Genomic DNA, 21,929 nt, shown 5'->3' on the forward strand with positions numbered 1-21,929 from the left:
TTGACAGAGTCATTTCCTAAACCCCTATATATAGTATATTACTATTTTATTTTCTTGCTTTGAGTACTCAAATTGTTAAAACATAGAGCATAACCTCCAAAATACTTTTATTTTGAACTCGTCCTGGAATTTTTTCCTGCAGGAGCAATCGAAACTGATTTTGTTCTGCTAATTTTTTAATATAATCAGGATGATGGCTGAAACGTGCACTCGCTTCAAGCGACCAAGGGATAGTCGAACTGATCTCAGTACTAAAGATAAAATAGCCTTTAGGTTTTAAATGGTGGTAAATAGTATGAAAGAGTCCGTCCAGTTCACCAAAATAAGGTAATACATCGGCTGCGACAATGAGATCATAAAATGCTTTATTTTGTATTAGAAATTGGTTGATTTCAGCTTTCACCAAATTGTCATAAATTTCTTTTTCTTTGGCCTGAGCCAACATTTTTTCTGCGATATCAACGCCGGTTAAGTGTTTACTTATATCTCGAAGAACGATCCCGGTTAAACCCGTGCCGCAACCTAAATCTAAAGTGTGGGTGTTCATTGGTAATTCGAGTTGATGAACTACACGTGCCACATGTTGCGGGATGGAATAATTTAGTGTCCCTTTCATATGCTGATCATAATAAAGCGCGTAGTTGTTAAATAAATTATGGGCATATTCGGGAGTAGTTTTTGCTTGCTCATCCCCAGTGATTGCGTGAAACATATGGGCACTTATTGTATCTTGGGGATTAATCGCCAGTGCACGTTCTAGATACTCTCTTGCTTTATCTCTTTGTTCTAACTTAATGTAAATTGCGGCCAGATTATTCAGCGATGAGGTATGGGTGGGTTCTAAGTCGAGTATATGGTCAAAAAGAATAACGGCTTCATTTAAATGACCTAAAGCCATTTGCGCTACGCCGGAATTATATAAATATTCAATATTATCAGGTTCTTTTTGCAATAACACATCATAATGCATGAGCGCATTTTCAAAACGATCATGGTGCATGAATGTTGCTGCCAAATTATTACGGGCTTCAATATTCTCGTTGTCCAGGGCTAATGCTTTACTGAAATAATCGATTGCCAGTTGGTTTTGTTGTCTTTTTAAAGCAATGACGCCTAAGTTGGAAAGTGCCTCTATTTGCCTGCTATCTTGCTCTAAAACATTTTGAAAAGCTTTTTCTGCTTCGACAAGTGCATTTTTTTCGAGGTGCAAAACACCGAGATAGAACAGTGCTTCCGTATGAAAAGGATTTAAAGAAACGACATTATTAAATTGAATTTTAGCCGCATCCAATTGGTTATTTTGCAACAACAATAAGCCCAAATTAAAATGAGCTGCACTAAAATCAGGTTCAGCATGAACTGCTCGAGTATAGTGTAATAATGCTTGTGGATAATTATTTTGCAAAGCATAAACTGTCCCTAAATTATTATGAGCTTGGGCATAATCGGGCTGCAGTTTTATGGCTTGTTGATAATACTCTGTTGCTTTATCAAGCTGATGTAATTTCTTGTAAGCGTTCGCTAGGTTATTAAGCAGACTGGCATTATCAGGACTTAAGGAAAGCGCTTGTAACAGATAGAGAATTGCGTTATCCATGTCACCTAGTTGAGCATAAGTGAGTCCTAAAAAATGCAGGGTATTTAGATGCTTGGGCTCCTGGGACAATATTTGTTCATAAAGGCTTATGGCTTGGGGCAGTTGACCTTCATATTGAAATTTATATGCTTGTGCAAAGAGTGCATCCGTATCCATCATCAATTCTTAAGTAGATCACGCAATTGCTTTAAGGCATGTGCGCGGTGACTGATATTATTTTTAATTTTAGCAGGTAATTGAGCCACCGTGCATTCAAACTCAGGAATATAAAATATGGGATCATAACCAAATCCACCTTCCCCCAGAGGAATGTCCTGGATCACTCCTTTACATCGACCGGTTGCGATGATTGGAGTAGGATCTTTTGCATGTTGCACCACTGCGATGGCACAGTAAAACCAAGCTTCGCGCTGTTGTAAAGGAATATGGGCTATTTTTTCCAATAACAAATGGATATTCTCCGCATCGGTTGCATTGGCGCCTGCATAACGTGCGGAATAGATTCCTGGTTCACCGTTTAATGCAGGAACTACTAGCCCTGAATCATCAGCTAAAGCAGGTTTTCCTGCATGTAGACTAGCATGACGCGCTTTGATAAGTGCATTTTCAATAAAGCTTAAACCATTTTCAACCGCATCTGAAATTCCCAAATCGGTTTGTGGAATACAATGAATAGGCGCTAATAAATCGCGCAATTCTTTAATTTTTCCAGGATTACTGGTAGCAAGAATAATTTCTTTCATCATTTAAACTATAAAAATTGGAGTTACATAAACCTCTTAAGGTGAAGCACCGGAACCTTGAAAATTAGGCACTCTTTGGCAGTTAAAAAGTTTTTTTTAAACTCCTTTCGAAAAGTTATCCAGTTTAACCTGATGGATTAAAAATAGAAATTAATTTGTGATAATACCTGCCCCGTCTAACTTTATTAGCAACCAAAGGTTACTTTTTTTGATCACTTAAGTGATTAAAAATTAGACTAAACAAATAGCTTTATTACCGCATTTAGGCTAAAATGTGGTTTTTGTCGGATCGCTCAACAATGCCTATTTCACATCTTTTATTGGCTCTTTTAGTTGTGGTAATTTGGGGGGTAAACTTTCTTTTTGTTTCTTTTGGACTGGAAGAAATTTCACCGCTGTTGCTCTGTTCCCTCCGTTTTTTATTAGCAAGTGTTCCGGCTATATTTTTCATCAAAGTTCCTCAAGGCTCATTCAGAGTAATTGTCCTTTATGGCTTTGTTATGTTTGCTTTGCAATTTTCTTTTCTCTTTATGGGTATGAACATCGGTATGCCTGCTGGAATGGCCTCTTTACTCATGCAAACCCAGGTTTTCTTTAGTATGTTTTTTGCTGTAATTTTTTTAGGTGAGCAACCTAATATGGGGCAGATTATTGGCGCGTTAGTAGCTTCGCTTGGAATTGGCTTGGTTGCCATGCATTTTGATAGTGAAATCTCTTTGCCCGGTTTTATTTTAATTCTTGCCGCTGCTGCCACTTGGGGATTTGGGAACCTAATTACTAAGAAAATTAAAGGGACGAATGACAATATGATGGCAATTATTGTCTGGGGTAGTTTTGTTGCATGTCTACCTATGTTTCTCTTTTCTTTAATCGTTGAGGGACCTGCTAATTGGGTTTATACCTATGAACATATAAGTTGGCGAGGTGCTCTGTCATTAGCCTACATTGTGTGTGCATCCACTTGGATAGGTTATGGAGTTTGGAACTGGCTCATCGCCCGTTATCCAGTGGGAGTAGTTGCTCCATTTACTTTATTGGTACCTATTGTTGCTATCCTTAGTTCAGTTCTAGTTCTTGGGGAACCGTTTCAGTTATGGAAACTTGCTGCCGGATTATTAGTCATCGGCGGTTTGTGCATCAATATCTTGGGCGCCCGCTTTTTTACCGTTAGAGTACAGTCGGAAACCGCATAGAATAAATCTGGCCATGGGATGGTAATGGGACTTGGGTGCAGCAGCGATGCGCAACTTGAGATTCACCTCTTGGCACCCAGGCTATAACTTGATTGAGAAAATGATATATTATATGCCTTTGTTATTAATATTGGCCCTCAATGATTCATTCGAAAACCATAACCTTGTGTGCAGATGATTTTGGCTTAGACTCCGGGGTTTCAGAAGGAATTCTTAAATTAATAAGCATGGGACGGTTGTCTGCTGTTAGTTGCATGGTAAATATGCCCGGTTTTATTTTTTATGCAAAACAACTTCTTGCTTTAAAAAAAAGCAAGCCCATCAAAATTGGCTTACATTTCAATCTAACCGAAGGTTATTTAACCTCAATTCCGGGACAATCGGGCTTTACTTTAGCTGAATTATTAATAAAAACACATATGCGCTCCGTGAAACTATCGTTCATTGCCAAAGAATTTTTAGCTCAATTGGAACAATTTACTAAAATCATGCAACAACCCCCTGATTTTATTGATGGCCACCAGCATGTTCATCAATTTCCTGTGATACGGAAAGTGGTGTTAGATCTTTATACTCAAGAATTGCGAAATTATGGGACTTATATTCGCTCCACGTGGCCTGCTATTAATCTGCCCCAATATCGATTTAAAGCGAAAGTACTTCGTTTTACTGGAGGAAAGGCCTTAACGAAACAATGCATTAAATTAAACATCCCACATAATCAGTATTTTTCAGGAATTTATGATTTTGCACCCAACACAAACTATAGAGAATTATTTAGAAATTGGATGCTTTTCGCGAAGAACAATACTTTGTTTATGTGTCACCCAGGCGAAAGTTCAAATAATTCCGATCCTATCGCTCAAGCGCGGATTAAAGAATTTAATTATTTTTCAAGTAATGATTTTTTAAAAGATTGCGAGGAGTTTCATATTCAGTTAGAGCAAGATGAACCTCTTGAGTATTCCTAAAGCAATTCAAGGTTAAATTTACTCGTTTACTCTTTTTATGTATGATCTTTTTAGACAATTATACTCTATTTGGAAAAAGGAAGAACCTTTGAATGACGTGTTTTGGATCTCTTGCGGGGCGATCATGGGTGCGAATTTACGTTATCTCGTGAGTCGTTTTTCCGTTAGATATTTATCAGCAGATATTCCTTTTGGAACCTTCATTGTTAATCTTACGGGAAGCTTCATTTTAGGCTTTTTTCTTGCTTGGACTTTAGAACGAGTGGAAGTCGATCCTAGATGGCGCTCCTTTGTAGCGGTTGGGTTTTGTGGTGCTTATACAACTTTTTCTAGTTACAGCTATGAAACCTATGTACTGATTGAACAAAGTGATTACGCACTTGCTGCGCTAAATTTTATTTGCAATAATCTTTTTTCATTATTGGCTGTGGTTGCGGGCATAGCGCTCGCTCGGGCAATCTAGTATGAATCATGTAAGCGTTTCTATCTATATTAATGAAGCAGATAAATGGCAACATCGTCCTTTGCACCTTGAGCTATTAAGCATGCTGGATCAGCACGAAATTGCAGGGGGAACAGTTTTACGCGCAATAGCTGGATTCACCCTTAAAAATCCTGTTGTTTCGACCTCATTGGTTGACATAGGAAGTAAGCTTCCCCTGATGGTGCAATTCATCGATACCGTCGAAAAGGTGGATGCCATTCTACCTAAAGTGAAAGAAATGGTGGGACATCGTCTTATCATTCGCGAGCCTGTTGAAGTAGTTCAGGGGATTCTCGCTGCTCCCTTTGAAAATCCATGAGCTCCAAAATCCTATAAAAAAGATAACTTTCGAGTTCTCTTCACTTCTACTAGGTGCCCTCACGTATAAATTGCTTGTAAAAATCTATTTATATACTATAATTATCTATAAATAGAGGGTTATGATATGAACCATTTACATTTGGCACCTTTTACCTCTCAGGATTTAACTGAAGATGTGCTGAAACGCAATACTCAGAATGTAGTTGCACTCTTTAAACATTGGCAATTGAAAAATGAAGAAGAATGTGAACTATTAGGAGGAATTAGTCCCGCGCAACTTGCCAAATTTAAAAAAGGTACTGCGCACATATCGGGCAGAGACACAATCGAGCGGGTAGGAAATCTCTTGGGAATCCACAAAAACTTGAGAATTCTTTATCCATACAATCGAGAAGTAGTCTATCAATGGATAAAAGGAAGAAATCAGAAACTTCACAATCTTCGCCCTTTGGACCTTATGCTGGAGCAAGGTTATATTGGAATTGCTCAAATAAGACGACTTACGGATTTTATGCGGGGGCAGTAACGTGTCTTTGTTTGATACAGTCAGGGACTATTCACAAGATGTTTTTAGAAATATAAGGGGCATCAAGGTATCTCAAGATTTGTTTGATGATCTCAGTGATGATCCAGTCAATTGGGATGCAGCCAATACCATAGAAAGTTATACTCATCCTGACTTAACCCACCAATCGTTAATTCAACGCGCATTTGACTACAGCAAGAATGATTTTATTGATTATCCATTTGAAAAAATAACCAGCTCCCGTTACAGCGACGGTACCATTGCGTGTTGGTATGGCTCAGAAACATTGAAAACGACGGTATATGAAACCAACTATCATTTTATTCAAGAAATAAAGGATTCCTGGGAAATTTTTCAAACCCAAGATATGATCATCATCGATAGAAGGGTGGCAAAGGTTTATTGCCAGGGACTAGGGCTTGATCTAACAGGAAAAAAAGAAGAGTTTCCTTGGCTTGTTGATTCGGATAATTATACTCAATGCCAAGAAACGGGTAGACGGGTAGCTCAAGAAGGACATCCTTTATTAATTGTTCCCTCTGCTCGTCATGTACAAGGAATTAATCTTGTCGTGTTTAATCCCAATTTACTTTCGAACCCTAGAGAGTATTGCAGACTACAATATGTTTTCGATGTAAAAAAGAGAACAATACAATGCATTCGAGGCGAAGAGGATATTATACTGAAACAAAGTGAGGTGGAAATTTGATTGGCTAAGTCAATTAGATGCAAGCTATCTCTTGATTCTACCTGTGTCCTCGAGTACTACTTTATAATCTGACGGCAAGCCCAAACTCTTGAAATGATGAAGCTGTAAACGGAAACACATCCCAAGACGAGAAATAAAGCAAACAGGTAATTTAAGGTGGTGTAACGTAAAAGTAAGAAATAAAGCATTTCATTAATTAGTCCTGCAGAAACAGCTACTAGAAAAAAATGCGGTAGGCTCAAGATTTTTTCATCATGCAATTGCGCAAAGGTTAAATATTTGTGTCCTAAGAAGCTGACATTGAAAGCAATTAAAAAAGCAAAAATGTTGGCTATTAGGGCCTGCACATGCATAAATTTCACTAAATTGAACACAGTAAAGAGGTGGATTAATGCAGCAGAACCACCAATACCTATAAAATAAATTAGTCTATACCTTAATTTTAATGGGGCTGTCATCAAAACTGGATTCCTCATCAATAACGTAATGGGGCCGGTGTTTGACTTCATCAAAAACTCGACCGATGTATTCACCCACTACCCCTAAAGCAAACAATTGTAAACCACCAAAAAAAGTAATTGTAGTGACTATAGTGGCCCAACCCGGGGTTTCTATGCCAAAAATCATGGTACTGATAATAATCCACACGCCATAGAGTATGGCCAGGGTAGCAACGCTAATTCCACCAATAGCAATCATTCTTAAGGGGAATGCAGTAAAGGATGTAATTCCGGTGATGGCCAAATCCAAGAGCGAGTAAAAGTTCCATTGTGAAGTACCTGTTTTACGAGGTTGGACCTCAAAAGGAATGGCAATTTGTTTAAACCCCACCCAACTGTATAATCCCTTCATGAAACGATTTCGTTCAGGTAATTTTTGGAGTGCTTTTACGATCTTCCGATCCAGCAGTCTAAAATCCCCAGCATTTGCAGGGATGTTGATCCGGTTTATCCGTGAGGTAAATTGATAAAATGCCTTTGCGCACGTTCTTTTTAACCAAGATTCATCGGAACGATTTTGCCGGACGGCATAAACCATATCATAGCCTTCTTCCCATTTGGCAAGAAATTGACTTAAAAGTTCAAGGGGATGTTGGAAATCAGCATCTACTAGGATAACGGCGTCACCTTGGGCGTGATCAAGGCCTGCACTTATGGCATTTTCTTTCCCAAAATTTCGACTAAAACGGATGCAGCGAAGCACAAATTGAGATCTTAACTGCTGAATAATCAACGGGGTATTGTCCTGACTTCCATCATCCACAATAAGTATTTCATAAGCATATCCAAGTTTTTGCAAGGTATCAGTCAATGCAGCAATGAATTCGGCTATTCCTGCTTCTTCATTGTAGACTGGGACAACGCAGGAAACACGTTTTTTATGAGGTACTGATATGGACATTTTTGGGTTTAATAAGTACGGGAATGCAGTAAAGCGTCTATATTAACCCGAATCGAAAATTCTCGTAAGTGGATTTAAATTTTTTTTCTTCTTCTAAAAAGAAACTGGTACTATGACATCCTGTTTTTTGCTTCAAGTGTTATGGACAAAATATGAAGTATACTGATTTTGATGTGGTATGGAAAAATAAGAGTGGCCCCATTTTCCTAGATAGTAAAGTGGCTAAATTTTTATTTAAACAAAAAGAAGAGGTAACTTTTCTACCTTCCTTGTTTAATAGTTCAATTTCAGAAAAATCGTCAAAATTAAGCCTTTTTTCGAGTGCAGCCCAATTTACTTTTAGTCATAATATAGTCCGATCAGGTGCCAATCAATGGCATATTATTGATAATACTCACAAGGGGAAAGGTGGGTTTGGCTCAGTAAATGAATCAAAATTTAAAATTGTTGTCACTCATGACTCCAAAAAAAAGGGATATTATGCCCAACTCATCCCTGTAAACGATGTGGTCAAAATACAACTGCCTAACGAGGATACACGCTATGCTGAACTTTTGTCGCGGACTTTAAAGGAAGCAGCACGGCAAAAAAAGCATGGTGTGAATGTTGTGGGTGTTGTTGGGGCAGGAGATAAAGTGCTTACAATCCTTGAAGATTGTGGGACCAGTCTTGATAAGCTATTACCTTTTACTCCTAGCTATAATTATTCGTTTCAATTCCGGTTGGAAGTGGCTGCACGCATAGCAAGTGAAAAACTTTTGTTGCAACAAAAAAATGTGGTGCATCGCGATCTTAAGCCCGCAAACATCTGCTATAAAAAATTAGAGAAGGGACAATTTCATATTATTTTTATTGATTTTGGATTAGCTGAAGACATCGACTCAAAGAATAATCTAAGACGATCAGGAACTCTGGCTTATATGGCTCCCGAGGTCATTCTAGGCCAGGGCAGTACTTATCAATCGGATATGTATGCTTTAGCAGCAATTTTTGGCGAAATTTTTGGCGCAAAGGAAATTTTAAAATTTAAGGAATTAGCATTAGATCTGAGAGATTTAGCTCGAGCTCCCTATTGTTTTGATGGTTTATTTACAGGTTATGATGTATCCAAAATTGATCCTCATCTTTTAGCAGATATTAAGACCTTACTGAGTCATCTACAAAGTGGAATCCCTGAAGAGCGTCCGACAATCGAACAAGTTAATAAATTTTTAATTACTCTGCCCGCAAGGATGGATGCTTATGAAGATTTCAATACTAAATGGGCACTCATGTCGCAACATTTTGCAGAATTTGAGGCCTATCATCAACGTATGAATTTATTAAAATCAAAGCATTCTTTACTTCCATTTAGAAATAATCAATTAAATGAAGAGAATTTATTGAGTCATGGATTTAATCGGGGAATGCTTCAGAAAAGACAGGCAATTTATAAAGAAATTTCAAAATTTGCTTTACCCCGTTCTCACTATGAATTGTCAAAAACATTGATAAAGGAAAATCGTAGAGCAGATTTTGAGGATGAAGATAATCCTTACCCTAATGTAGAAACAGTAATTCGGATGCTGCAACAGGAAAATTTGAAATTTAAAAACGCAATAGCTAGTTTTAATAAATGCGCCAAGGTGATAGTGAATGGGAACCAATTAACAAGAAAATTTACGACTACGAACAGCACCGGAATGAGAAAAATTGGGCGTATTTTAAGTTCATCCTTATCTCCTTTAGAGCAATTGGAACAATTACATCAAATTGGTCAAGCAAAAACGACAGCCGGATTCTTTTACTTCTTTAGCCATTCGAAAATTTTGGGTAAAGGCCGGCATAAGAACATGGAGAAACTGTACGAAAAGTTGGCTCAGATCGACCCGGAAAAAGAGCAAGATGAGTATTTTGCCAAAACTCAATTAGAGGAAATTACTCAATTTATTCAAACTACGGCAACATTTACGCATTAATTTTATAGGAGCCTAGTGCAGCGAGTCCGGTTACGAAAAGAAATGTGAAATAATAATTATAATCCACACAACAAGGGCATTAATAATTGTGACGAACACAGCAGCAGAGCCTAAATCTTTGGCTTTTTTTGTTAATGGATTCCAGGAGCTATCAATTCGATCCAAGGTTGCTTCGATAGCTGAGTTCAATAATTCAGCTATGATAACGATGAGTAAGGTACTGATTAATAAAGCCCGCTCAATGGAGGTTTTTCCTATAAAAATGGCAACGGGTAAAGCGATGATGCCAGCCAAAATTTCAAGGCGAAATGCGAATTCGTCTTGAAAGGCAGCTTTTAATCCATGAAAAGAATAACCGCTGGCTTCTTTTAATTTCCGAATTGCTCTGACTGTGAATTTGGCCATTCCATTAGTCCTACGAAACTTTGTTTAACTTTCTTAGTTTGTCTGAGATTACTGTACTTTTCAAATAGATATTCCATAATAAATTACCCTTAAGGGTATTTATACAGTTCTCAATCAGTTCAGTCTTCATTTAGGGGTGTGGTATGGGGGAAAATTGTTACACAAGTTTGGTCGATTTACTTGAAAAAAAAGTAGAAAAAAATCCGGATTTTCCACTCTATACATTCATTCACAGAAAAATAAAGGAAACTAGGAGCCTCACCTATCGTGAGTTAGCGGAACAGGCAAAAAAAATAGCAAGCGTTTTGCACGAATTAACCTCTCCAGGTGATCGTGTCTTACTTATTTATCCTCCCGGGCTAGAGTTTATTTCTGCTTTTTTTGGTTGTTTGTATGCAGGGACTATTGCCGTACCCTCTTATCCACCCTCTACAAAAGATTGGGCTGAGAAATCCCAACGTATTATTCAGAATTCAGGTGCACATGTAATTTTGACCACCAAAGAACTTATGCTGCATATCAAAAAATTAAGTTTAAAATATAATGAATATTCGGCGGTTCAATTCATCACAACAGAAGATTGGATTAATACCCCGGAGAACTGGAGTGCGCCTTTTCTTACTCAACATCATATTGCTTTTTTACAATACACCTCAGGCTCTACTGGAAAACCAAAAGGCGTTATGGTGAGTCATGGTAATTTGCTGCATAATTTATTTGTAATCGAAAAAGCGAATCAGCTCACCGAAGAAGATATAAGCGTGTCTTGGTTACCTCATTATCATGATATGGGACTCATTGGGGGGATCTTACAGCCAGTTTTTAGCACGATTCCTGTAAAACTAATGTCACCCTTGACCTTTTTGCAGCGTCCAGCGATTTGGTTAGAAATAATCACCTATTATCAAGCCACAGCTACGGTCGCTCCCAATTTCGCTTACGATTTATGTACGTATAGAGTGACTGAAGAAGAAAAAGAACATTTGGATTTAAGTAGCTTGCAGTGTGCAATGAGTGGAGCAGAACCTATTCGCAAGGCAACCATTGAATGTTTTACAAACCGCTTTGAATCGTGTGGGTTTTCGCCAAAGGTTTTTTATCCTTGTTATGGACTCGCTGAGTCGACATTGATGGTCACCGGAGGAAATCGCCAACAGGGAATAAGCTACCAATGGGTAGATAAGAAGACCCTTGAGCAGGGGGAGGTGCTTTATTGCGATGAATCCCATCCTGATGCCCGCAGTTTGATTAATTGTGGACAGCCCTTTGACAGTTGTTATCTTGCTATTGTAAATCCTGAAACCTTGCAGGAGTGTGGGCCACGGATGGTTGGAGAAATATGGGTGGCAAGTCAAAGTGTTACGCAGGGATATTGGCAATTAACTCAAGAAACACAACACGCTTTTAATGCGCGTCTTAAAAGTAAAGACTTTCCTTTTTTACGCACAGGAGATTTAGGTTATTTGGATGAGGGATCACTTTATGTAACGGGTCGTTTGAATGATCTCGTGATTATTCGGGGTCGTAATTATTATCCGCATGATTTGGAAGATTCTATCCATGCATGCCATCCTCAGTTGCAGGAGTATGGTTGTGCCATTTTTTCCATAGAAGAACAGGAGCGTGAATTATTGGTCATCGTTCAAGAAGTTAGACAGGATGTTGAGGGGCTGGATTCAGAGGAAATAATTAAAACCATACGGAGCAATCTGCTGCAAACACATGGAATCGATGCTGACATTGTAGTTCTTGTGGCGCGTAAATCAGTTCCTAAAACAACCAGCGGAAAAACCCAACGTTTATTATGTAAGAAAAAATATCTCCAAGGGGATTTAGATATTATCTGCATCGATAAGAGTGCAAATAATGAAGCAGGGGAACCCATAAAGATCCTTCATGCAGAAGCTGCAGAGATTGCTCAGATACTCCAACCTATTTTTAATAAAAAGATTACAGTTTTAGATAAAGATAAAAAGTTAAGCGAAATGGGGCTCAGTTCACTGAAACTGAGCGAGTTACACTACACCCTCTCCACAAGCATTGATGCAGAGCTATCCATTGAATTTCTACTCAAGGATCCAAGCTTGGGTGAAATTATGGATTTATTCACAGGTAAAACCAAAGAGCAACAGCTAACGGAAGAGAATCCAATTGATTTGGTTGCTGAGTTTAATCGATATAAAAACATCACCCCCCATATTACCTCACTCCCCAAGGCTATTCCTCAACATGCTTTATTAACCGGAGCTACCGGTTTCTTAGGCGCTTATTTACTTCGCGAGCTTTTATCCCATACGGACTGGCGGATTACCTGTCTTGTTCAGGCCAATTCGCACGCATTAGGAGTCAGCAGAGTCGTAAAAAATATGGAATACTATGGGATATGGAATCCAGCTTATCATGAGCGAATTAAAGTTGTTTTAGGCAATTTGGAAAAATCCAATTTGGGTGTTTCAAAGCATGATTGGTACTACTTGGCGGATACGGTCGATCTTATTTTTCATGGAGCCGCGGTACTTAATTTTATCTATCCTTATCAAAAAATGGCACCGAGCAATGTCTTCGGAACCAAACAACTCATTGATCTGGCTGGATACAGACAGTGCAAAGCACTGCATTATATTTCCACCGTAGGCTATTTTATGTCCGCTGACTTAAAGAATGATAGGGTAATTAGCGAGCGGACAGAACTTACACCGCAAGAGGGAATTTATGGGGGGTATAATCAAACCAAGTGGTTGGCAGAACAATTAGTATTTCATGCCCGAACCTATAACATTCCCACTGTGGTTTACAGACCGAGTCTAATTACTGGAGACCCTCATACCGGTAATTGGAATCAGGACGATATAGTTTGTCGTATTCTTAAAGGCTGTATTGAATTGGAAGCTCGCCCCCTATTGGATGTTGGATTCAATTTTGTTCCTGTCGATTACGTCGCCAAAGCAATTACTCGTTTGGCTATAGAAAAACCCCAGCAATCCGATACATATCATTTAATCAATCCACAGGAAGTCAGTGTAGATCAGTTATTTGAATATGTACGAGCCAAGGGCTTTAAAATAAAGGATCTCACATATCCTAACTGGAAACGAATGATAAAAGAGCAAAGTCAACTCTCTTCCTCCCTCTCTCCATTGCGTCCCTTTTTTACAGAAAAAGTATTGGATAAAGACAATTCATTGTTTGATTTATATCTTCACAATAATAAAGCGAAAATTGATTGTACTTATACAAAAACTCAGTTAGCTCATTATGACATTTATTGTGACAAAATAGATAAAACAGTATTCAATCAATATCTTAATTATTTAATTCAATGTGGTTATTTAACTCAATTAACCGAGGATGCTTTGGTTTAGAAGACCTATGTTTAGCCTTGTACGGATTCTAACAGCCTATGTGCTATATTTTTACAGGAATGAATGATTAGGAAAAAGCATGCAATGCATCCACTACATCACATCACTTCCTGTTGATGGAATTGATGTTAGTGAACGTGTCAAAGACTATGGATTTGGTTTATATGAGACCATGGGAGCTCGCCCAAGCCAAGAAGATGCGGCTTTTGCATGTTGGTATGCTCCAAACCATTTTAATTCACTTACCCCCCAAGATATAGGTCGCCGTTTATGGACCAGTTACCATTTAATTAACATTTTAGGCCGTAATGTGATGTATGGAGGAACCACGGCGTCGACGACCGTGTATGATGGCCATGGGACCTTAATCACCGCAACCTTAGCGGATTCCCTTTCTTTTGCAGTGATTTACAATGTCTGGGATAAGTTAGCCGGTGTGGTACGGTTAAATAGTATCATTCATCACCCCGAGGTAGAGTTAGAGCGGATTCAAAGAGCGGGAGGCGTGGTCTTTTTCGATCGGATCAATGGTCAATTGGCGGTATCTCGAGCGCTAGGTGATTTTGATTTCAATGCGGAGGTAGTTTGTGCTGATGCCCATATCGACGTCCATCCTCTTAATAAAATTCATTCATCCCTGGGCATTTCTCCAGAACAGGTAGGAACGATGCAAATAATTACAACCTGCGATGGTTTTACAGAACCTTTAGCATTCCAGACCCAAAAAGAACAGGAACAATGGCTTTTTAATTGCTTAAACGAAATACCATTGGCAAATAAACTGGAAGAACACCAATTAGCAAAAATGCTTGTGAATAAAGCACTCGAAGAAGGATCTCGAGACAATATTTCAATTGCGATACAGACGCTTTCGACTTCGCGCCCTTTTTTAATAGGGATCTATGACGGTCATGGAGGAAAGGGTGCCTCCCAGTTCACCGCGAAGAACATAGGTTCTGTGTTTGATTATCAGTGTTCTTTAACTCAAGAAGCCTACGTTCAGCAATCTCTAAGTGCGGAGAAGAACTTCATTACTTATTATCGGGATAATAAAGATTGCCAATGGTATGAATCTTTAGCTGAGGCTGTTCAACTAGAGAGAGAAGCTGAACTATCCAAATCCGCAGGAATTCGTGCCCAAATGCATTTATTGAGAGTTAAAACTAAAGAATATCTTGGTACGATGGAGGCAAGAAATAATGAATCCTCGGCACTTTTGAGCGCAGAAGTTCAAAATTTTTATATGTGCATAAATACATTATGTAACCGCTATGTTGATTTGACGCTTAGCAAAGATGAGTTGCAAGAGTGTGTGAACTACATCCTTAATAGTAGTATGAGTCGATTTGAATGGACTAAATATTCATTTTTATCGTTAAATTTTAAAGAATGTAGGAACAATGCAGAAACAATTAAACGCAATTATTTATTGAAGCCAGTACTAGCACGCTTAACCACGGCCTTTGGCTCTATTTTTCATGTGAGTTAAATTCAGAACTTTTATACCCAGATTATCAGAAGCATCTCAAGATTGTGTTATTATTACATTTTACGATTTTAGGGAGGATATTGTGCAAGAGTTTGTATCTATAAGTGTATTGATTATGTTAGCTGCAATTTCTCCGGGACCTGATTTTGCTTTAGTTACGAAAAATTCTTTACTTTACTCCAGAAGAGCAGGCGTTTATACCGCCTTTGGGGTTTCAGTGAGTCTTTTAATTCATGCGAGCTACTGTATTTTGGGATTGGCTCTAGTTATTTCTCAGTCATTACTTGCTTTTAGTATTATCAAATACTTGGGGGCGGCTTATTTGATATATATAGGTATCAAGAGCTTATTAGCGAAGCGTGACATGGAACAATTGGAAGTCAGCCATTCACCCTACTCCATTACAGGGTTACAAGCGTTTAATCAAGGTTTGTTGTGCAATCTGTTAAATCCAAAAGCCATTATGTTTTTACTGGCATTTTTTACTTTGGTAGTGAAGCCTGTTCATTCGGTTTTTACGGAGTTCGGTTATGCGGTTGAAATTGCTTTAATTCACATGATTTGGTTTTCTTGCCTCTCTTATATGTTTACCCATCAGTATGTCAAAGCGAACCTGAATCGATTGCAATATTACATCGTGAAAATTATGGGAGGCTTACTCGTTGCTTTTGGTATCCGGATTGCCAGTTTAAGTCAAGCAGCGATGCTGCCAGTAGTCTTAGTGGAGTAGAAGTGAACGTCTAGGACTTTGAATTCCCCTACGGATTACTTTTAAATGCCTCATAATTAGCCAACTTGTGGTCAATCTGCAAAAAATAAATTTCTATTGAAGACTTTTCTTAAATAGGACCAATGTTTTGTAAAAAAGAAATTTTTTAATCAGAACTAAGTAAACAACCTGTATTTTGAACTAATATGATACTAAGTGAGTACTGATTTTTACGGTGCTTCATTATGGACATGAAGGATAGTTTGGACTGTAACAAGCGCATGCCATTAATCTTTATTGGTCATGGGTGTCCTATGAATGCAATTCAAACCAATAAATTTACATTGAACTTGCAGGCATTGGGGAACAAAATTCCACAACCTAAGGCAATCGTTTGTGTTTCAGCTCATTGGGTAACGGAAGGCACTTGGGTAACACATATGGAATATCCCCGCACGATTCATGATTTTTATTGTTTCCCCAAAAAGCTTTTTAATATGAACTACCCCGCAGCAGGTTCTCTCGAAACAGCAGAACTCATTAAAACTGTAGTAAGTCAAACTTCAATTAAACTAGATGACAACCAATGGGGATTGGATCACGGAACTTGGTCGGTGATGCGACATATATACCCCAAGGCAAATATTCCTATTGTCCAGCTTAGTCTAGACATCGAACAAACTGAAGAATTTCATTATCAAATAGGAAAGCAATTACAACAACTTAGAGAACAAAATATTCTTATCGTCGGTAGCGGTAATTTAGTGCATAATCTTTCCAAGATCAGTTGGGAGTGCAAATCCAAACCTTATGATTGGGCAGTTGAGTTTGACCAATGGCTCAAAGATAAATTAGTATCCCGAGATTTCCCTGCATTAATTTCTGATTATCGTGATACTCTTTCAGGGAGGTTGAGCGTTCCTACTCCTGAACACTATTATCCATTGTTTTATATTTTAGGTGCTGCACATCATGAAGATGAACTGGTTTTCATTTATGAAGGAATTGAGAATAGTTCTATTTCAATGCGCTCATTTCTTTTCGGATAAAATTAAAATAATAAAGACTTAACTTTTTGATCTAATTAACAAATAATAAATAACCTGTCTTAAAAGGAATTAAATATGCAAGCTCTTATGGATAAACCACATATTCAATTAGCGATCATGTCTCGATGGTATGTTGTATCACGCGCATTACATGCGGTATCTAAATTAGGCATAGCAAATCATCTGGCTTCAGGACCGAAAAAAATCGACGAGCTGGCGCACGTCACAGAAACAAAGTCCGAATTGCTTGATAGGGTATTAAAGTTTTTATGCAGTTATGATTTATTTAATTACGACAATGGTTTTTATTCATTGACTGAATTATCCAAACCTCTGCGTGATGAGGATCCTCATTCCATGCGAGATGTATTGGGCATGGTTGATGATACTTGGTGGCAAGCATTCTCTCAATTAGATGTGTCCCTCAAAACAGGAATACCTGCCTTTGAACTGCAACATGGTGATGATTTTTTTAGTTTTCTTAGTAAAAATGCAGAGAAACAGCAAAATTTTGATAGAGGGATGGCTAAATTATCTTCATATGATGATGTGGCAATAAGCAATGCCTACCATTTTGATGTTTTTTCGAGCTTTGTGGACATGGGAGGTGGTCGGGGAGGTCTTGTAAAAGCAATTACCCATCGATATCCTCAGTTAAAGGCTATTCTTTTTGATACCCCCTCGGTGATTTGCCAATTGGATCCTAAGGCCTTTTCCAAACAAATAACCCTTCAAGAAGGTGACTTTTTTGCAGCCATCCCACAAGCAGATGCTTATATTTTCAAAGGCGTTTTGCACGATTTTAATGATGAAATGATGCATAAAATATTAAAAAACTGCGCCCAACAAATGTCCCAAAATGCGACTTTATTTATTGTAGAACAAGTAATGCCTGATGACGATAGACCTCATCCTAATAAAACGATGGATATTGTGATGATGGTATTACTAGGCGGTAGACAACGGACTTTGTCGGAGTGGCAACAATCAATTGAACCGGCGGGATTTATTTTTAAAAACAGTTATCCAACCAATAGTTTATTCACTTTAATGGAGTTTAAACCTAAGATCACTAAGTAAAATCTTCCTGCTTGGTGAAGCGAGCGGAATCAGGGTCAAAAGCACCAGTTCCCGGGGTTCCGCTTGGCTTCCTTAATTAGGATGCAAAATCGAACAAAAAACATTATGTGGGTCATAAAGTTCTTTTAATTTAATCCAATCAGTATATCGTTCAGCAAAATGATTTTGCCAAAATTCTTGATCTGGAGCGGCGCCCAAATATCCGGAAAGATAACGCTTTCCACCTTGGGGCAAAAAAAGCGCGTCCAAGTATTTGATGGTTTCTAAACAACTTGGAATCAATGAATTAGGCAAGCCTGGGTTGAGGATCATTAAAGCAAAAATATCTTTATCTTTAGGGAGTTGCAAAAAACCAGCTGGCGCAAGAGGGGCTATGCGCGCAAGATGTACCACAGTGGCATAATGTAAAGGTAACAAGGCCAATAGCTCTTCCAGATTATTTAATTGTGAGCCGGGTATGAAACATTCATACCACGGATGTTGCAAATCCCATTGCCCAGTTATTTTCATTGCATTAAAACGTGAATCATGGCGATGCAAATAAGAGTGAATGGACTCCTCTTGAGTATGGAGTAAACGCCAAGGCTTTAATCCTAACTCACGAAAATCGGGTGGCAGCTGGTCGTATTCGACTGCTACGTGAATGGAATAAAACCATTGAGCAAAAGGGGCCCGACCTTTTGCCGATAATTTTGCACCTTGTATTGCTGGGGTACAAAATGATTCGACATAGTCTGCTCTGGTTTGACACACAAGTAGATCATTAAGCCACTCATCCTTATCTAAATAAATTAAGAAGTAAGTTCTGACGTTTTTTAAACATGGTCTTAATGAAATACATGCTTTGGTAATCAAACCAAACCTTCCTTGTCCTCCTAAACAGGCCTGCATTAACGAAGAGGGTTGTTCTGTTTGAATCAACTCGCCATTTCCTTGCACTATTTCGAGTGCTTTGACATGGGCTGTTACGCTACCGTATTTGAATGAAGATGCACCGATTCCCCCAGCAGAGAGTACGCCCCCCACGGTTAAATTACAATTATGTGGAACTACATGAGGTATCAGAGAGTGTTTTAACGTATTATCCAATAATGAAGCCCATGACACATTTGCTTCCACCCAGATGGAATTTGAATCTGCTGGTGAAGCATGAGTGAAATGTTTCGTACTAAGGAGCATACCACCTGGCATCGCGAGCGATTGTCCGCTTTGACTCATTCCATTTCCTCGGAGGGTAATAGGAAGTTGATGTTCATGTACATATTGTATGAATGATTGTGCTTCTGCGGTGGTATGGGGTTCAAAAGCGGCAATTGGATTTGAATGAATCAATCTACCAAAATCTTCACGAAAAAAAACAAGCGAATGCTCATCGCTGAGCATTGCTTGTCCAAACTTTTTTTTACACTGCTTTATGTGAAATGAGTTCCACTGGTTCTTTGTTTGCAGCATCTTGATGATTCCTTTGTTTTGCAAGTTCGAGTCTTCGATTACAAGCAATAATCAAGCCATCGAACATTTTGTTAAATGCATCGTAGCATCGATCAATCATTTTTAGTGCTTCGCGACGAATATGAAGGGGTACTTGTCTTGAAAACAAAGACCGTTCCATTTCTTCTTCAAACAAAGCATGAGCCATTTCTACTTCTAAGTGTGAGGTGGAGAAATATTTGAGATTTTTATCTTCCCCTGTTTTTTTCACTTGTTTGGAAACTTTTTCAAAGAACACATGCCCTGATGATTCAATCGTTAAGAGGAGAACAATATTTAGAATTTCATCATTCGCTTTATAAACTTCGGCTAAAATAGCGTATGCTGCATCGCGAGTTAATTGAGTTTCTTTACTGTAGAGCCAACTTACGTCATTCGTATCATTTACTGAATCGATATTCACGGCACCCATGTATTTCTTATCATGTAGGAACCATTTTTCATGGCCTGCGTCTTCCAGTCTGTGGTGGCGAGCGACTTTTCGTAAGTAAGGATCGGTCACTCGTTCTTCATTTATTCTTAAAATATCCTGGAACGTCATCGCCCAAAAGGTTAATTCAGGAACAAAGTAGCTCAATTCTTTCAAACTTTTCAGTTGTTCTAATATTTCAAAAAAAGGATGATTCATGAATTCTTGTTGTTTGGAATCAATATAATCTTGTATGATTTTCATAGCCATCTCCATGAGAAATTTGTTGGACATTTTTAACAATGCATTTCGCATACCAACTTTTGTTCTCGTGTTTTGCTCAAAAACCTATGAAAAAGGTCGTTTCTACCCCTTTTTCAAGAAGGGCAACTTAAGGCTGTCAATCTTAATGAGCAAAAAATCAACTATATGTCAAATTTTTGACAAAGCAATCCCTTGAATTTTTTAGCTATTTAAAAATCCAAATCAATTATGCCAATTTTTTGTCATATTGTTTTAATTCTTTCTCTACTTTTTCCCAGTCAATCTCTTCAATTCTCTCCACGTTATCACATATTTTATTTAAAAATACCGCTTGTAATTCCCCATGTGCTTGCGCTTCTGCATAAGGGGTATTTGTAAACATCACTAAGACATGTTTTGAAACATAATATTCTGGATATCGATGCATTAATTCATGTTCTAGTTGTTTTTTTAAGTTAAATCTTCTGTCTCTGATATCGATTTGAATTTCGTGGAAGTTATCAAGAGACATTTGAGCTACAGCATCGGTATTAATTTTTCTTGAACGATAAAATTCAGGCATGACTTTTTGCCAATCATCATGATATTGGTCCAGAAGTTTATTTAAAATACGACAATCTTCAAACGCGCTATTCATTCCCTGTCCAAAAAAAGGGACCACCCCATGAGCCGCATCTCCTATTAGGAGGCATTGATCTTGGTGAAACCATGGATCGCATTTTATAGTACTCATATTCCCTGTGGGATGTTGGGTAAATTCTTCAATTACATGAGGCATTTCGGCATACGCATCTGGAAATGAATCTTTAAAAAAAGTATTTATTTTGAGTTCATCATCCAATTCAGCAAAACTATTTTTCCCTTCATGCGGTAGGAATAGGGAGCCCGTAATGGATTTATCCCGATTGGGATTCCCTAATAATAGAAAGGCCTCTCTTGGCCATAGGTGCAAATGTTCGTGAATAAGATGATTTTGACCAGGCTCTCCAATAGATAACTCTTTATACCCATAAGGTAAGAACATTCGCGATGCATGGACTAAATGCTTCGCCTGCAAGTGCTCACGAACACATGAACCTGCACCATCAGCTCCAATGAGAAGCTCATATTTATGTTCTAAAAAGGTGCCATTAGGTAATTTAAAGATGGCAATTTTATTCTCAACATCCATATCAATGAGTTTCGTATTGAAGTTGAGTTGCACCTTAGAAAATTTCTCCACTTCATAAAGCAATAATTTATTGAGTTCATTACGTAGAATTGCATTTATATATTCATCCTTATGTCGGCCAAACGATTGAAATTTAATTTGACCATCAGTTTCATGAATCGCACGAGCCCGCATAGGAACCATGAGTTTTTTCACTAGTGGCAAAATACCTACCCCTTCCAAGCCGGTAATGCCGCGGCAGGATAAAGCCAGGTTAATTGAGCGCCCCTCATTTGCATGCAGGCGTCTTAAATCAGGTCGTGCATCAAATAATTGGAGTCTATAACCTCTTTTAGCCAAATAAAGTGCAAGTAAGGTTCCTGCCAAACCTGAACCAATAATGGTTACTTCTTTCATTCCAGTCTCCTTTAGAACGATTGCCGCATTTAGTGAGAATAGGGTTTAATCGAGTGGACTTAAAATGATCACCCCCGTACCAATCCATTTCAGACGGCAATTACTACGACTGCTTATTTATTAATAATCAATTCACATGATAAATACCTAAAATTACATCATAATTTTTACCAGCAAGAATCGTACCGATTTGAGAAACTC

Annotated in this window: 20 protein-coding genes; 12 read left to right on the forward strand and 8 right to left on the reverse strand. The window is 38.2% G+C overall.

From position 1 onward, the window contains the following. Window positions 1–67: 67 nt before the first annotated feature. A complete protein-coding gene (locus tag HBNCFIEN_RS02045; RefSeq protein WP_182393584.1) occupies window positions 68–1,753 on the reverse strand; it encodes a tetratricopeptide repeat protein in 1,686 nt (561 codons plus the stop codon). Window positions 1,754–1,755: 2 nt separating this feature from the next. Beyond that, window positions 1,756–2,340, reverse strand: coding sequence for an RdgB/HAM1 family non-canonical purine NTP pyrophosphatase (gene rdgB / locus HBNCFIEN_RS02050; RefSeq protein WP_182393585.1), 585 nt, complete (start codon window positions 2,338–2,340; stop codon window positions 1,756–1,758). Between the two features lie 299 nt (window positions 2,341–2,639). Between rdgB and HBNCFIEN_RS02055 the strand changes: the two genes are divergently transcribed. The 6 genes from HBNCFIEN_RS02055 (at window position 2,640) to HBNCFIEN_RS02080 (ending at window position 6,544) form a co-directional block, all read left to right on the forward strand. Continuing rightward, window positions 2,640–3,533 (forward strand): EamA family transporter, encoded by an 894-nt coding sequence (locus tag HBNCFIEN_RS02055; RefSeq protein ID WP_182392493.1) that lies wholly within the window; start codon window positions 2,640–2,642, stop codon window positions 3,531–3,533. Window positions 3,534–3,673: 140 nt separating this feature from the next. Beyond that, the gene (locus HBNCFIEN_RS02060; RefSeq protein WP_182392494.1) at window positions 3,674–4,504 is read left to right on the forward strand and encodes a ChbG/HpnK family deacetylase; all 831 of its coding nucleotides are present in this window, start codon (window positions 3,674–3,676) and stop codon (window positions 4,502–4,504) included. Window positions 4,505–4,601: 97 nt separating this feature from the next. Next, window positions 4,602–4,967, forward strand: coding sequence for a fluoride efflux transporter CrcB (gene crcB, locus HBNCFIEN_RS02065; RefSeq protein ID WP_255464402.1), 366 nt, complete (start codon window positions 4,602–4,604; stop codon window positions 4,965–4,967). 1 nt (window position 4,968) lies between these two features. Then, on the forward strand, window positions 4,969–5,307 hold the full coding sequence (locus tag HBNCFIEN_RS02070) for a DUF190 domain-containing protein (protein WP_182392496.1): 339 nt from the start codon (window positions 4,969–4,971) through the stop codon (window positions 5,305–5,307). 126 nt (window positions 5,308–5,433) lie between these two features. Beyond that, entirely contained in the window at window positions 5,434–5,835 is a 402-nt protein-coding gene (locus tag HBNCFIEN_RS02075) for a hypothetical protein (protein ID WP_182392497.1), read from the forward strand. Window position 5,836: 1 nt separating this feature from the next. Next, entirely contained in the window at window positions 5,837–6,544 is a 708-nt protein-coding gene (locus HBNCFIEN_RS02080; RefSeq protein WP_182392498.1) for an RES family NAD+ phosphorylase, read from the forward strand. Between the two features lie 56 nt (window positions 6,545–6,600). Here HBNCFIEN_RS02080 and HBNCFIEN_RS02085 read toward each other — a convergent pair whose 3' ends face one another. Together HBNCFIEN_RS02085 and HBNCFIEN_RS02090 are read right to left on the reverse strand one after the other, a co-directional pair. Further along, window positions 6,601–7,002: a GtrA family protein gene (locus HBNCFIEN_RS02085; protein WP_182392499.1), complete on the reverse strand. Its 402-nt coding sequence runs from the start codon at window positions 7,000–7,002 to the stop codon at window positions 6,601–6,603. Beyond that, the gene (locus HBNCFIEN_RS02090) at window positions 6,974–7,945 is read right to left on the reverse strand and encodes a glycosyltransferase family 2 protein (RefSeq protein ID WP_182392500.1); all 972 of its coding nucleotides are present in this window, start codon (window positions 7,943–7,945) and stop codon (window positions 6,974–6,976) included. Before HBNCFIEN_RS02090 ends, HBNCFIEN_RS02085 begins: the two co-directional genes overlap by 29 nt. Before the next feature lie 152 nt (window positions 7,946–8,097). On the opposite strand from HBNCFIEN_RS02090, the gene HBNCFIEN_RS02095 reads away from it, so the two are divergent. Further along, window positions 8,098–9,903, forward strand: a complete 1,806-nt coding sequence (locus HBNCFIEN_RS02095; RefSeq protein WP_182392501.1) for a protein kinase — start codon at window positions 8,098–8,100, stop codon at window positions 9,901–9,903. 30 nt (window positions 9,904–9,933) lie between these two features. On the opposite strand, the gene HBNCFIEN_RS02100 is transcribed toward HBNCFIEN_RS02095, so the two are convergent. Continuing rightward, the gene (locus HBNCFIEN_RS02100) at window positions 9,934–10,308 is read right to left on the reverse strand and encodes a diacylglycerol kinase (RefSeq protein ID WP_182392502.1); all 375 of its coding nucleotides are present in this window, start codon (window positions 10,306–10,308) and stop codon (window positions 9,934–9,936) included. A 143-nt stretch (window positions 10,309–10,451) separates the two neighbouring features. Between HBNCFIEN_RS02100 and HBNCFIEN_RS02105 the strand changes: the two genes are divergently transcribed. The 5 genes from HBNCFIEN_RS02105 (at window position 10,452) to HBNCFIEN_RS02125 (ending at window position 17,997) form a co-directional block, all read left to right on the forward strand. Next, window positions 10,452–13,670, forward strand: a complete 3,219-nt coding sequence (locus HBNCFIEN_RS02105; RefSeq protein ID WP_182392503.1) for a thioester reductase domain-containing protein — start codon at window positions 10,452–10,454, stop codon at window positions 13,668–13,670. Window positions 13,671–13,749: 79 nt separating this feature from the next. Further along, on the forward strand, window positions 13,750–15,159 hold the full coding sequence (locus HBNCFIEN_RS02110) for a PP2C family serine/threonine-protein phosphatase (RefSeq protein WP_182392504.1): 1,410 nt from the start codon (window positions 13,750–13,752) through the stop codon (window positions 15,157–15,159). 82 nt (window positions 15,160–15,241) lie between these two features. Then, a complete protein-coding gene (locus HBNCFIEN_RS02115) occupies window positions 15,242–15,889 on the forward strand; it encodes a LysE family transporter (protein WP_182392505.1) in 648 nt (215 codons plus the stop codon). Window positions 15,890–16,113: 224 nt separating this feature from the next. After that, entirely contained in the window at window positions 16,114–16,917 is an 804-nt protein-coding gene (gene ygiD / locus HBNCFIEN_RS02120; RefSeq protein WP_255464306.1) for a 4,5-DOPA dioxygenase extradiol, read from the forward strand. 75 nt (window positions 16,918–16,992) lie between these two features. After that, window positions 16,993–17,997 (forward strand): methyltransferase, encoded by a 1,005-nt coding sequence (locus tag HBNCFIEN_RS02125; RefSeq protein WP_182392506.1) that lies wholly within the window; start codon window positions 16,993–16,995, stop codon window positions 17,995–17,997. 72 nt (window positions 17,998–18,069) lie between these two features. Here HBNCFIEN_RS02125 and HBNCFIEN_RS02130 read toward each other — a convergent pair whose 3' ends face one another. The 3 genes from HBNCFIEN_RS02130 to HBNCFIEN_RS02140 all read right to left on the reverse strand — a co-directional run bounded on the left by HBNCFIEN_RS02130 (window position 18,070) and on the right by HBNCFIEN_RS02140 (window position 21,728). Beyond that, on the reverse strand, window positions 18,070–19,449 hold the full coding sequence (locus HBNCFIEN_RS02130; protein ID WP_182392507.1) for an FAD-binding protein: 1,380 nt from the start codon (window positions 19,447–19,449) through the stop codon (window positions 18,070–18,072). Next, complete coding sequence (locus HBNCFIEN_RS02135) at window positions 19,400–20,161, reverse strand: hypothetical protein (protein ID WP_182392508.1); 762 nt, start codon at window positions 20,159–20,161, stop codon at window positions 19,400–19,402. The genes HBNCFIEN_RS02130 and HBNCFIEN_RS02135 overlap by 50 nt, the downstream gene beginning before the upstream one ends. Before the next feature lie 226 nt (window positions 20,162–20,387). Continuing rightward, the gene (locus HBNCFIEN_RS02140; RefSeq protein ID WP_182392509.1) at window positions 20,388–21,728 is read right to left on the reverse strand and encodes an NAD(P)/FAD-dependent oxidoreductase; all 1,341 of its coding nucleotides are present in this window, start codon (window positions 21,726–21,728) and stop codon (window positions 20,388–20,390) included. Between the last annotated feature and the right edge of the window lie 201 nt (window positions 21,729–21,929).

It is taken from the genome of Legionella sp. PC997 (assembly GCF_014109825.1).
GTDB lineage: Bacteria > Pseudomonadota > Gammaproteobacteria > Legionellales > Legionellaceae > Legionella.